Here is a 13,730-nt window from a genome sequence, read left to right as displayed (position 1 = left end):
TTGCTATTTAGGGGCCACAATTCCCGGCACTCCATTAACTTTATCCAATTCCGCTTGCCATACGGCATTAATAGCTTCAACCGAYTCTACCGGTGTCAACCCATTAATGTAAATTTTATTTATGAACAAATTGGTRTTCACCGCAGATCCGATAACAGTACTGTAGTCAACCTTGGCAACGCCTGGTTCTCTTGCCAGAGTGAGCGTTTCGTCTACTGCACGGTCGTCGCGGTAGTTTGCGTACGATGCCAGTCTCCAAGCATCTGGGTCGTCATATTCTGGAGGAAGTGCCATCCACATCTTAAGCGCAAACGCAATGTCTTCCGCTTCTGCTTTTGAGTATGTGTTTGGAATCACCCAGGCGCTATCTTGCGTAAATACTACATGCTCGGTGGCATTAGGCCCCTTCGGAAACAACACCACGCCATAATCATCGTCCATATTTTTAATAGTCGCAGTTTCCCAGTCGTCCGCAATTACCATTGCAGCTTGTGCGTTAATAAACATTGCTGTTTGACCTTTCCAATTTGTGGGAAATATCTCATAATTTTTTTGCGCATATGCAGCTGCCCACTCGAGCGCTTCCATAGTTTCTGGCGATGAAAGGTTGTTATAAAACATGTCATCTTCGTTCTTTTCAACAAAACTGCCGCCATTAGATAATACTGCCATTGAGAAAAATTTTGCATGATCAAAGACCATTGCATGTACGTCGGTTAACCCATCGTTATCGATATCTCTCGTAAGCTTTTGTGAAATTTCTTCGAATGCTTCCCAAGTCCATTCGCCGCTTGCTTGAAGATCGTATGGCAAGTTTGGATCTAACCCCGCTTCTTCAAATAGCCTCTTATTAAAGAACAATAATCTTCTCGGCGCAAAGGTGGTAAATACTCCATATACACTGTCGTCTCTGGTCATCATTTCCTCAGTGGTATCAAGCCACATAGGATTTTCGATGTCTATGCTATCTAATGTTGCTAAATCGTAGCACAAGCCGCTGTTCATTGCTGCGATAGTAAAACGCGGATCCATTCTAAAGATTTCTGCTGCGGGGTTGCCAGACAGGCTTGATGTCGCAAAGAGTTCTAGCATCGTATCCCAAGTTCCCAATCCCTTTTGCTCAAAAGTAAAGTTATGCGTATCCATCAACTCATGACGATATTCCCATAACACCTCTTCGTAGGTGGTAAACTTTTCGTCTGGTTCCACGATATTATTATAGTTTGCAATGGTTATTGTTTTTCCACCGAGGTCGCGATCTGCTGCAAACGCGTTAGAGCTAAAACCCAAAGATAATGCCAATAAAATAAATAAATGCTTCTTCATAAAAATTCCCCCTTATGAATAATTTCATTAACAATTTGCTATATATTCTTTTGCAAGGGCCGTTAATTTTTTAAAATCCTTRTTTGCAATTGCTTTTAGATCTACCAAATTTCCGCCAACGCCAACACCCTTGATGCCTGTTTTTAGATAATCTGCTACGTTTTCTGAATTAATCCCTCCCACTGCCAAAAATGGAATATGATTTAGCGGAGCGCAAACCGACTTGATATAGCCAATTCCGAGATCTCCGGCCGGAAACAACTTTACAAAGTCGGCACCAGCTTCAAATGCAGCTTGAGATTCTGTTGGAGTTAATGCTCCAGGGATCGATACTGCCCCCAAGTTATTTGCAGTATGAATGACTGCAATGTTTGTATTTGGCGAGATAAAATACTTTGCACCAGCTTCAAATGCGGCAGTTGCCTGTTCGGGATTCATTACAGTTCCTGCGCCAATGCAAATTTGATCGCCATATTTTTCATTGACCATCTTTATAAGTGTTGCCGTATTTTTTAGAGTATTTGGATCTTTCTGATTAAACGTAATCTCTAACAATTTAATGCCGCCTTCTGCGAGAGCCCCAGCCGTTGCGACAATATCTGATTCAGCCACCCCTCGAACTATTGCAATAATTTTGTGCTCTAAGATAGAATCAATTACATTTTGCTTCATTGCTAATATCACTCCTTATTATACTTGGTATTTGGTTAAAATTTCGCGGTTGATCTCTATTCCAAGCCCCGGTTTATCTGGAACATATATATAGCCGTCCTCATATTTAATGGTATCGTTTATCAGCTCTTTTCTAAATGGGTGATCCGATTGGTCAAACTCCAAAAAAATTTCGGAGGGCTCATAGCTCATAGGCGTATTTGGCAACGATGCAATAAAATGTAGTGCTGCAGCCAATCCCACTCCACTACCCCAGGCATGTGGCATTATTGTTGTATTATATGCCCCCGCAATGGCAGCCATTTTCTTGCATTCTGTAAATCCACCACTAGAGCAAACGTCTGGTTGATATATATCTAGAGCCCCTGCGCTAAGCCAATTCTTGATAGAGATTTTTCCAAAAATTTCTTCTCCTGCTGCGATAAACGAAGAGGTTAGATTTCTAATTGCCTTATAGCCTTCCATATCTTCTGGGCTTATTGGTTCTTCATAAAAATAAATCTTCTCCGGCTCTAGTTCCAAAATTATTTTTCTAGCATCAGCTTGTGAATACGCCGCATTGAAATCTGCCATTAGCATAATGTCGTACCCAACCGCTTTTCTCACAGCTCTGATATATTCGATATCTTTTTCGGGTGTAAATCCAACTTTAAGTTTCATTCCTTTAAAGCCGAGCTCCTTATACTTCAGTGCTTCTTCCACAGCATCTTGTGGATAAACCCCATCTGCCTTGCGATAAAAACCCGTTGCGTATGCTAGCAATTTATTTCTAAATGTACCTCCCAAAAGTTTAGAGACAGGCATTCCCAAAATTTTGCCTTTGAGATCCCATATTGCTATATCCAAACCGCTCAATGCGTTGACTGCAATTCCAAGCTGTCCAAACGGTCGTGATTTATTATAGAGAGTCTCCCATATTACTTCGGAATCAAAAGGATCTTTTCCGATTACCTCTTCTTTGTAGCAATGCTCGATGAAAGCTGCAGCCAAATGTGGAGATTGTTGCCCATGACATAAGCATTCCCCAAATCCAGCATTGCCGTTATCATCGACGACCTCCACAATAACCGAACTCCTCTTGTCAACCCATCCTTGTGAAAATTTAAACGGAACCTCCAGCTTTGCGGATATTTTGTGTACATAAACATCTTTTATTTTCATGATATCACCTTTTCTATTATTATGTATGTAAGTTATCTGATATGTAATAACAGTGTATCATGCTTTTGGCATAAATGAAATTCCTAATACTTACTAAAATTTTATTGTAATCATCGGCATTTTTACCAAATTTTACATTAAGTTTGTCAATTTATGCCATGGTCATTGGTAATCTCTAAAAATATATTGGTAGTTCTAGATATTGACAATGTGTTGTACAATAAAAATGTAGTTACCAAATTCTGAGAATAATTTATCCGGTGCTACAAAGTTTGTAATATAAAGACATACAGAAATATATTTAGGAGGTCATAATGAAAAAACCGAATATTTTATTTGCAATTGCCGATGACGCATCTCACTTCGGAGCATATGGACATAAACTAGTAAACACTCCYGTAGTTGATGCCCTCGCTGCCGAAGGTATTTTGTTTAATAATGCATTCACCGTAAATCCGAAATGTGCGCCATCACGTGCGTCAATTTTAACCGGAAAATTAACTTGGCAATTAGAATCGGGATGCACTCATTTTTGTGAATTTCCTACAGGACAAATACTCTTTCCTGACCTATTAGAAGACAACGGCTACCACATAGGGTATACGGGCAAAGGCTGGGGACCTGGCGATTTTACAGTTTCAGGATACACACGCAATCCAGCAGGAGTCGAATATAATACAAAAACATTGACRCCACCAGCAGGAAGCAATATTTCGAAAATTGATTACGCAGCAAACTTCAAAGTATTTATGGACGCTAAAACAGCAGATCAACCATTTTATTTTTGGTATGGCGGCTTCGAACCGCATCGAAAATATAATGAAGGAGAAGGCATACTCCATGGCAAAGATCCTGCTGACGTTAAAGTTCCGATATACCTTCCTGATAACGACCGCGTTCGAGGCGACTTTTGCGACTACGCATTCGAGATAGATTGGTTTGATCTGCAGCTGGGCAAAATCGTAGACTACTTAAAAGAAATCGGCGAATATGATAACACTATTATTGTAGTGACATCGGACAATGGTTGCCCATTCCCACGTGTTAAGGGACAAATGTATGAAGACGACTTGCGATTACCTCTAATTATCACTTGGAAAAATGGCACAGCAGGCGGCAGAGTTGTTGATGACTTAGTTAGTTTTATCGATTTTGCACCAACATTTGCTCAGGCAGCTGGAGTTAAAAAACCAGAATCGTTTTGTGGCAAAAGTCTATTTGACATATTTGAGTCTAACAACAGCGGCGTAATAAATTCTACAAGAGACCGCGTATTTATGGGGCGCGAAAGGCATGACATGGGGCGCGTTAACGATACCGGATACCCCGTTCGATGCATCAGAACTCCTCAGTATTTATATATTCACAACTACCACCCGTTTGCAGCACCTGCCGGAAATGCCGAGACAGGATATCCAAATTGTGATCCATCTCCTAGTAAGGAAGAAATTTTACTGTTACATGCCAAAAACAACAACATTTATTACAACCTATCGTTTGGCTTGCGTCCCGAAGAGCAGTTATTTGACATCAAAGTAGATTCCGCGTGCATGGAAAATTTAGCCTATGAAGAATCATTTGCAGAGATTAAAACCGCGCTTCGCAGGGAGTTGGATGCACAACTTATTGCCACAAACGACCCTCGCTCAAATGGAAACGGCGATATTTTTGATAGCTATGCATACGTCGGAAAGGCTCCACACGCATGGTTTAGACTAGAAGACAAGTACAAAGAATGGCTCAGTAAAGAAAGGAATAAATAAATGAGACGACCTAACATTTTATTTTTGATGACTGATGAACAAAAATTTGATACTTTTGGTTTTGTCAACTCAGTTCTCAAAACTCCAAATCTAGATAAATTAATTTCAAACAGCGTATTTTTTAACAATGCCTACTGTTCAAACCCATCTTGCGTACCATCTCGCGCAGCAATAGTAACCGGCAAATATCCAACAGCTTGTCAGTGCCCAACATACATCTCGACGCTTCCCAAAGACGAAGTAACCTTTATGGCCAAATTACAAGAAGCCGGATACTATACAGCAGTTGTTGGAAAGCAACACTTCGATGCAAGCGAAATTTACAAAGGCTATGACTACGAATGTATCGTCGATGGACACTCTCAAACTGCACCTTATGAAAACATCGTGGCTTTTGCAGAATATCTCAAGGAAAAGGGCGTATACAAAGTTAAGCAAGTGGGCGAAAAATTGATTTGCGGTAGCGAATGGACTGGTGATATCGAAAACCACATTGACTATTTTATCGGTGAAAAGGGTCGCGAATGGCTCGCAAATCACATAGACACCACCAAAGCCGCCGATGCAAAACCTTGGTTTATGACACTTAGTTTTCCAGGACCGCATCAGCCATACGACTGCGAAGGAACCGCATATGCCGCTAACTATAATTTAGCAGATATGACACTCGAAGAATCAAAAGTTGCCGACTTAGAAACAAAGCCGCCACATTATAAACATCTCAATCCTAGAGCATATATTGATCAGTATGATGAAGAACTTTATCGAAGGACCAAGCGTTCATACTACGCCAATATGTCTTTAATAGATGAAAAAATTGGCGAGGTAATTGCTATGCTAAAAGAAAAAGATGAATACGACAATACGCTAATCATTTTTTCTACAGACCACGGTGATTTTATGGGAGATTTTGGATTAGTGACCAAGGCTCAATACCTAAGCGAAGGCTTAATGCACGTTCCATTATTTGTAAAGCCCCCAATTAAGGATTTTCAAGGCTTTAGAACAAATGACCTAGTAACAAATATAGACATAGCTTCAACCTGTCTTACCGCTGCAAAGGCCCCCGAAAAAATTACAGAACATATGGAAAACCATCCTTATAACGATTACTGGGAAAAAGATACTGTTTCCGCAAGAGATTACGTATATATGGAAGCCCATGATATCAAGGGAGTCATAAGAGATGGCATCAAAACATTATATTATGTAGAAAGAGATTATGGAGAGCTTTATGATTTAAATACGGATCCTGCCGAGCGAATTAATTTGTGGGATGATCCAAAATATCAAACTGCTAAAATGGCCGGAATGGCAAAGATCATCGATAAGATGTTTTGGCTATCTCCAAAAAGTTCAATGCAATGGAATGTAAACGCACCTAAAATTTAATATCTGCTAATATGGAGGATGTAATGTATATAACAATTGATACCGGAACCACAAATACTCGCGTACGTCTATTTGATGATAATTTGAATATAGTTGAGGTTAAAAAAAGTAATGTAGGCGTTAAAAACACAGCCATTACAGGCAGCAATGCGCAACTAAAAAAATCTATTAAACAATCAATATCCACCCTCTTACAGAACAATAGTAATCCCGAAATTGACGGAGTAATAGCAACAGGGATGATCACATCCTCTCTGGGATTATATGAAATACCTCATCTAACAGTGCCCGTTTCTAAAGATGCGCTAAAGGCCGCTGCAGTCACAGTATTGATGGAAGATGTGTGTGATATGCCAATCACTTTTATTACCGGAGTAAAAAACCGATACGATGAAGATAACTCAGAATCAATGGATATAATGCGTGGTGAAGAAATAGAAACGTTTGCCATATTGGAAGAATTACCAAAAGATATACCGTATTTATTGGTGCTTCCTGGATCTCATAGTAAATTTGTAAGTGTTAATGAACTCGGAGAAATTACTGGCAGTCTAACAACCCTCACTGGCGAATTAATCGAAGTAATTACTAGCAATACTATAATTTCAGAATCAGTTGATAAAAAATTTGTTGAAACATATATGAAAGATTTTGTTTTGAGAGGATACAACGCGGCCAAAAAGGTCGGCAATTCGCGAGCAGCATTTTTGTGTAGAATTAATAATCTATTTTGTAATTTTTCGCACCAAGAGGTGGCTAACTTTTTGCTAGGCATAGTTTTGCAAGGCGATATCACGGCTCTTATGAACTCTTCTGCAATCGAATTTTCACCAGACTATCAAATCGTCGTTGCAGGCAAATACGCATTAAAGCAAGGGCTAATCGATATTTTAACAGAAGAGGGATATGCAGCAAGAAGTTTTGAATCTCATCATGAAGATGACTTATCGGGATTTGGTGCTGTCTTAATGGCATAAAAAATAATTATGGCGACTTCTGATAGACTATTCGAAGGGCGCCATTTTTGCTGCTTATTTTTTGAAACTATTGATTTATCTTGATATTTCACGTATACTACCAGTTACACATATACTACCAGTTAGTAGATATATCAAATTCAAAATTTTTTAAATAAAAAATGTATAAAATACTAAAAAAATACATCTTCTATAGGTGTGATTAAATTTAATTTCGAAAGGGCACTATTTATGAATAAAAAAACCTATGTGTTTGGACATCAGAATCCCGATACCGATTCAATTTGTTCAGCGATAGCATATGCATATTATAAAAGATGTTTGGGAGATACTAATGTAGTTGCAGCAAGATTGGGCGCATTGAATCGCGAAAGTAACTTTGCGTTAAATAAATTTAATATCAAGCCCCCTATAATAGTTCATCATATAAAGCCTCAAGTTTTAGATATGAATTATTATAAAGTACGGCCAGTTTATACCGGCGATTCTGTCAAAAAGGCTTGGACAGTAATGGGAGAATCTGGAAAGGGGATTGTTCCTGTATTGCACCAAGACCATTCACTTGCAGGTGTCGTAACTTTAACTGATATTGCGAAGTCATATCTTGAACTTACCGAAAACACAGTGCTTCGCGAAACTCGAACTCCATTTGTAAACATATTAAGCGTATTAAATGGAAAAATTATTTACGGAGAATATCCTGAGCCATATGTTCAAGGAGATATATACACTATTGCCGAAATTCAAGATGATAGTAGGTTAAATAATACGGACATAATTTTGACTGGCAATAATCCTAGATTGATAGAAGAAGCTGTTAACACAGGAGCCGGATGCGTAATTGTAACAGGAGTTGATATTGAGCATATAAATGTATTAATTCCCAAAAATGCCACATGTGCCATTGTGTGTGTACCAGATTGCTTTTCTACAGTAATCAAAATGATAAATCAAAGTACACCAATCAAAAATATTATGGGGAAAAACGAATTGATCTTTTTTGAAACCGAAGATACAATCGATGAAGTTAAAGAAATAATGCTAAAAAGTAGCTTTAGACATTTTCCTATTTTAAACAAAGATGCCGAAGTCGCAGGGCTAATTTCTAAACGCCATATTTTGGACATTCAAAAGAAGAAAGTGATCCTTGTTGATCATAACGAAAACTCGCAAAGTGCTTTGGGCATTGATCAAGCTGAAATTTTAGAGATAATTGATCATCACAGAGTAGCTAATATTGATACCCAAACTCCAGTTTTTCTGCGGGTCGAACCCGTAGGATGTACTTGTACTATTATTGCAAAGATGTTTAATGAAGCAAATATCATGCCTCCACGCGAAATTGCAGGGCTAATGCTCAGCGCCATATTATCCGATACCTTGTGTTTTAAGTCACCAACTTGTACTCCAGAAGATATCAAGGTGGCAAATCGACTCGCCAAAATAGCAGAAGTCGATATTATGGCATACGGCGAAGAACTTATTTCCATCGGAGGAGCATTGGACAAAATCCCTATTAGCGAAATTTTGGAAGGGGATGTAAAAACTTTTTCACTTGGTGAATACAAAACGCTAATTTCTCAAGTAAATACAACCAGTCTAAAAAGTTTAGAAAAAATACAGCATAATTTAGTTCAAGAAATGAATGCAATTCAACTAAAAAATCAAGTAGATCTAGTCATTTTAATAGTGACAGACATTCTTCTGGGTGGTTCCGAAATTATAGCAGTAGGCCCGCAAAAAAAATTGGCCGAAAAAGCATTTGGAATCGCACCAGACAAAAATAGTGTATATCTAGAAGATGTATGTTCTCGGAAAAAACAAATTATTCCGCAACTTACAACAGCTATTCAAAATATATAAGATATACCAATAAAAAATCAAATTTGGAGGTTGACTATGGGATTGTTTAATAAGCAAAAAGGATTGTTAGCACCTGTGAGTGGACAATGTATATCGCTTACAGATGTTGATGATACAGTATTTTCGACTTTAATGCTTGGAGACGGAATTGCTATTGAGCCTACAGAGGGAGTTGTTGTGGCACCAGCAGATGGAACAGTTGAACTGGTTATGAACGAATCTGAACACACCGTGGGGCTTAAGCTGAGAAATGATGTCGAGGTTTTAATTCATGTTGGAGTTAACACAGCAGATCTAAAAGGCAAGGGATTTAAATGCTTAGTACGTACTGGTGATAAAGTAAAGTCAGGAATGCCATTAATCGAATTTGATAAAAAAATTATAGAAGATAACGGATATAAAGCCACTACAATATTTATAATTTCCGACAAACACGATCAATCGATTAAGTTTAAAAATGAAACCGATATCGTAACTGCAGGAAAAGACATAGTCTTAGATTTATAAATTAATTTTATAAATTGAGTGTATAACTTAACCATTTATGGAGATAATAAATCTATTATATATACAAGGAGGATGTTGTATGAAAGTAGGGATAGTATTTCCAGATGGTTTCGAGGAAATTGAAGGACTTGCTGTTGTAGATATTCTGCGACGTGGGCAAGCAGATGTTACAATGATTGGTCTAACAGATAGTACAGTTTCTAGCGCACAAAAAATCCAGGTTATTATGGATGCGACAGTAGAGTCTGTAAATTTCGATGACTTTGATATGATTGTAATGCCAGGAGGAGCCGGTGCTGAAAACTATTTGCCTTGCGAAAAATTAAAGAATGCCATCGCGGCATTTTTAGGGAATAACAACAAATTCGTTGGTGCAATTTGCGCCGCACCAAACATATTGGGTAGATGGGGTTTGCTAAACCACCGCAGTGTTACTGTATATCCAACTATAGAAGTGGCAGGAGCTGATATTAGAAGACAAAAGGTTGTAGTTGACGGAAATTTAATAACTGGAGCAGGACCGGGGGCTTCTATGGAATTCGGATATGCGTTATTATCCAAAATGGCTGATGAAGAAACTGTTAAAATACTTAAAGAAAAAATGATTGTTTAGTTCTATGCGAATATTTAAGCTATTACACTTTTGGTTGGTGTAATAGCCTTTTTTAGCCTAATATATAACATTACCTTTGCAGATGGTTCTGGCAATATTAACCATATTGTCAAAAATGACTATATCCGCGTCTTTGCCTGGCTCCAAGCTGCCCTTRAAGTTATCGACACCTATAAGCTTGGCAGGATTAGTGGTCACAAAATTGATCGCTGTTTCTATGGTGAAATTTGAATTAGCAATTATATTATACAAAGCTTTATTCAATTTTAATACGCTCCCTGCTAATGCGCCGCTCTCTAGCCTTGCACTGCCGCCGGACACAATCACTTTTTGTCCTCCCAACGAATACTCGCCATCTACACATCCTCCGGCGCTTATCGAATCAGTGATTAAAATCAGTTTATCTGGAGATTTCAGCTTTGATATTAATTCAAACAAGGCCGGATCTACATGAACACAATCGCAAATCATTTCGCAAAATATATTCGTGATCATCGCGGCTCCAACTACTCCAGGGTCTCTATGATGTAGTGGGCTCATTGCGTTAAACAGATGCGTTGCGCTGGAGATCCCCGCATTTATTCCTGCTATTGCCTCRGTGAATGTTGCCGCCGTATGCCCCATCGATACCGCAACATCCGCTTTGATTGCATTGATCAAATCTATAGCTCCGTCAACTTCGGGAGCCACCGATACCAATTTTATTATATCTATATATTTTTTAATAAATTCTACATCTGATACCGTTGGATTCACTATATAATCTGGATTTTGTGCACCCATATATTTCAAGTTAAAGTACGGTCCTTCTAGATGAGCACCCAAAACTTCTGCCCCGCTACTTTGGGTTTTACGCACTTCTTGGATTGCATTCAATGCTYTCTCAATTGCAGCTTTGGGCATACTCATAGTTGTTGGCAAAAAGGCTGTTACCCCGTTCGCTGCAATACCCTCGGCTATCTTTGTTATCGCKTGCCCTGTCCCRTCCATCGTATCAAATCCGGCATAGCCATGAATATGGATGTCTATAAATCCTGCAGAAATATATTTTCCCTTCGCATCTATTCCCACCAAATTTCGCAATGTCGCCGAGTCCGCTTCCACAATTTTCTCAATCTTATCAGAAAATATTATTGCCTTGTTATGAAGTACTTTGCCCTTAAACAAAATCTTGCCATTATATATATATTGCACTTACACTCTCTCCGTTTCCACAACGATTTTATCACCTGCKACAATTTCGCCAACTATATTACATGGCAATCCCAGCTTTTTGAACTCTGCCAACGCTTCTTGTGCATCTGCTGGATTTATACTAATCAACAATCCTCCCGAAGTTTGCGGATCAAAAAGTACTTCTGTAAACGACGCTTCTATATTACAAAATTTAATTTTGTCGCCCACAAAATTTCGGTTCCGTTGCGCAGCCGCTGTAATAAAAAATTCATCTGCTAACACCTGCGCTTCTTCTATATAAGGCACGTCCGCGGCATAGATCTGTGCGCCAAATTCTGTTCCTATCATTTCTGTTAGATGACCCAAAAATCCAAACCCGGTTACATCTGTCATCGCATTCGTTCGGTATCTCTTTGCCACRTCTGCTGCATACTTATTTAATGTGGTCATAGATTTTATCGCTTTCTCAATAGCTAGATCTACCAAATTTTGTAATTTTTGATCTTTTATCATATGCCTTGTGTTATAGGCAGTACACGATATACCCACTCCCAACGGCTTGGTTAAAATTAATTTRTCTCCCATTTTTGGCGTATTATTTTGAAATATTTTATCTGGATGAATTACTCCCATTACCGAAAGGCCATATTTCACTGTATCATCAAATATCGAATGCCCACCCGATAAAACTCCTCCCGCTTCCGTTACTTTTTCATTTCCGCCTTGTAAAATTTTCCCCAAAATGTTTAGGTCCATCTTCTCTGGAAATCCCACTATATTCAGCGCTGTCTTCACCTCTCCACCCATTGCATATATATCGGATAGCGCATTTGTTGCAGCTATTTGCCCAAAGATATACGGGTCTTCTATCATCGGCGGAAAAAAGTCTAGCGTCTGTACTATGGCTATATCATCAGAAACTTTGTATACTGCCGCATCATCTGCGCTTTCAAATCCCACCAATAAATTGGGGTCACTCTTCTTTTCTAGTTTTGCCAATATGGTCTTAAGTGCTTGCGGCCCCAATTTTGCTGTGCATCCGCCACCCTTACAAAATATCACGTCTTCCATACAATCACCTCATTAATATTAAACTCTAAAATCAAAATTTGATAGCATTGCCGTCGTCTCTTTTTTCAATTCTTTCTGTTCCATCGAATCTATCCGCAAATTACTTGTCACAAATCCAGCTTCTTCTACTACTTTCATAAAGCTCCCTGCATATGAGGTTAAATAGCTTTTGATGTGGTCGTTTTCTACATAGATTTGAATATCTAGTTGCTTATCAAATTTATGTATATGAAATTCCAGATGCTCCAAAGAGTCCATATCTAAGGCCACCACAATATATAACCCGCCTTTGTGYCGTCCGCCACCGCCCGATTTTTCTTCAAAAAAATGTACTGTCCCTTTTTCTATTTGGYTATGCAGTAATGGTGAGATAAATTCAAAATTTGCCTGCTCTAATTTATTTATCACTTCTACTTGCTCTTTTATTACATCCAGCTGCTCTCGTGGCACTGCTCTATTTGCTTCATCCAATTCCTCAACAACTTCTTCTATCACATCAACTAGCTCATTTAAATCTCGTACAGCATCATCGAGCTTTATGTCGGCAAAACTTTCAACTTCGGTTCCAAACAACAACTCTTTTACCGCATCACTTAATGTTGCATTGGTTGCCGCATTGGCCGCAGTTGTAGTGGTTGCCGCATTGGCCGCAGTTGTAGTGGTTGCCGCATTGGCCGCAGTTGTAGTGGTCGCCGCATTAGCCGCAGTTGTAGTGGTCGCCGCATTGGCCGCAGTTGTAGTTGGCGCCGCATTGGCCGCAGTTGTAGTGGTCGCCGCATTAGCCGCAGTTGTAGTGGTCGCCGCATTGGCCGCAGTTGTAGTGGTTGCCGCATTGGCCGCAGTTGTAGTGGTCGCCGCATTGGCCGCAGTTGTAGTGGTTGCCGCATTGGCCGCAGTTGTAGTGGTCGCCGCATTAGCCGGAGTGGCATTAGTCGCCGCATTGGCCGCAGTTGTAGTGGTCGCCGCATTGGCCGCAGTTGTAGTGGGTGCCGCATTAGCCGGAGTGGCAGTGGTCGCCGCATTAGCCGGAGTGGCAGTGGTCGCCGCATTAGCCGGAGTGGCAGTGGTCGCCGCATTAGCCGGAGTGGCAGTGGTCGCCGCATTAGCCGGAGTGGCAGTGGTCGCCGCATTAGCCGGAGTGGCAGTGGTCGCCGCATTAGCCGGAGTGGCAGTGGTCGCCGCATTAGCCGGAGTTGTAGTTGGCGCCGC

Annotated in this window: 12 protein-coding genes; 6 read left to right on the top strand and 6 right to left on the bottom strand. The window is 39.7% G+C overall.

The features are described from left to right. Nucleotides 1-3 precede the first annotated feature (3 nt). From EPU_RS04425 to EPU_RS04415, 3 genes are read right to left on the bottom strand one after another with little or no spacing between them, the layout of a single operon-like run. Nucleotides 4-1,326, bottom strand: coding sequence for an ABC transporter substrate-binding protein (locus EPU_RS04425; RefSeq protein WP_029488015.1), 1,323 nt, complete (start codon nt 1,324-1,326; stop codon nt 4-6). Nucleotides 1,327-1,353: 27 nt separating this feature from the next. Beyond that, nucleotides 1,354-1,998, bottom strand: coding sequence for a bifunctional 4-hydroxy-2-oxoglutarate aldolase/2-dehydro-3-deoxy-phosphogluconate aldolase (locus EPU_RS04420; protein ID WP_029488014.1), 645 nt, complete (start codon nt 1,996-1,998; stop codon nt 1,354-1,356). A gap of 18 nt (nt 1,999-2,016) precedes the next feature. After that, nucleotides 2,017-3,159, bottom strand: coding sequence for a mandelate racemase/muconate lactonizing enzyme family protein (locus tag EPU_RS04415; RefSeq protein WP_010167142.1), 1,143 nt, complete (start codon nt 3,157-3,159; stop codon nt 2,017-2,019). 314 nt (nt 3,160-3,473) lie between these two features. On the opposite strand from EPU_RS04415, the gene EPU_RS04410 reads away from it, so the two are divergent. The 6 genes from EPU_RS04410 to EPU_RS04385 all read left to right on the top strand — a co-directional run bounded on the left by EPU_RS04410 (nt 3,474) and on the right by EPU_RS04385 (nt 10,274). Next, nucleotides 3,474-4,922, top strand: a complete 1,449-nt coding sequence (locus tag EPU_RS04410; protein ID WP_010167139.1) for a sulfatase family protein — start codon at nt 3,474-3,476, stop codon at nt 4,920-4,922. After that, a complete protein-coding gene (locus EPU_RS04405; protein WP_010167137.1) occupies nt 4,923-6,314 on the top strand; it encodes a sulfatase family protein in 1,392 nt (463 codons plus the stop codon). 23 nt (nt 6,315-6,337) lie between these two features. Then, nucleotides 6,338-7,291, top strand: a complete 954-nt coding sequence (locus tag EPU_RS04400) for a 2-dehydro-3-deoxygalactonokinase (RefSeq protein ID WP_010167136.1) — start codon at nt 6,338-6,340, stop codon at nt 7,289-7,291. A gap of 231 nt (nt 7,292-7,522) precedes the next feature. After that, nucleotides 7,523-9,154: a putative manganese-dependent inorganic diphosphatase gene (locus tag EPU_RS04395; protein WP_010167134.1), complete on the top strand. Its 1,632-nt coding sequence runs from the start codon at nt 7,523-7,525 to the stop codon at nt 9,152-9,154. A gap of 36 nt (nt 9,155-9,190) precedes the next feature. Then, nucleotides 9,191-9,661 (top strand): PTS sugar transporter subunit IIA, encoded by a 471-nt coding sequence (locus EPU_RS04390; RefSeq protein WP_010167133.1) that lies wholly within the window; start codon nt 9,191-9,193, stop codon nt 9,659-9,661. Nucleotides 9,662-9,740: 79 nt separating this feature from the next. Continuing rightward, a complete protein-coding gene (locus EPU_RS04385; protein WP_010167131.1) occupies nt 9,741-10,274 on the top strand; it encodes a DJ-1 family glyoxalase III in 534 nt (177 codons plus the stop codon). A 57-nt stretch (nt 10,275-10,331) separates the two neighbouring features. Here EPU_RS04385 and nagA read toward each other — a convergent pair whose 3' ends face one another. The 3 genes from nagA to EPU_RS13910 form a co-directional block, all read right to left on the bottom strand. Further along, nucleotides 10,332-11,468: an N-acetylglucosamine-6-phosphate deacetylase gene (gene nagA / locus EPU_RS04380; RefSeq protein WP_029488010.1), complete on the bottom strand. Its 1,137-nt coding sequence runs from the start codon at nt 11,466-11,468 to the stop codon at nt 10,332-10,334. After that, the gene (selD, locus tag EPU_RS04375; RefSeq protein ID WP_029488009.1) at nt 11,469-12,521 is read right to left on the bottom strand and encodes a selenide, water dikinase SelD; all 1,053 of its coding nucleotides are present in this window, start codon (nt 12,519-12,521) and stop codon (nt 11,469-11,471) included. It lies immediately after the preceding gene. A gap of 18 nt (nt 12,522-12,539) precedes the next feature. Continuing rightward, nucleotides 12,540-13,730: hypothetical protein (locus EPU_RS13910; RefSeq protein ID WP_044149538.1), on the bottom strand; the 1,191-nt coding region annotated here is incomplete at its 5' end.

This window comes from Candidatus Epulonipiscium viviparus (assembly GCF_000171335.1).
Classification (GTDB): Bacteria; Bacillota; Clostridia; order Lachnospirales; family Cellulosilyticaceae; genus Epulonipiscioides; species Epulonipiscioides viviparus.
Note: the sequence above shows the minus strand (reverse complement) of the source record. Positions and strands in the feature narration are given on the sequence as shown.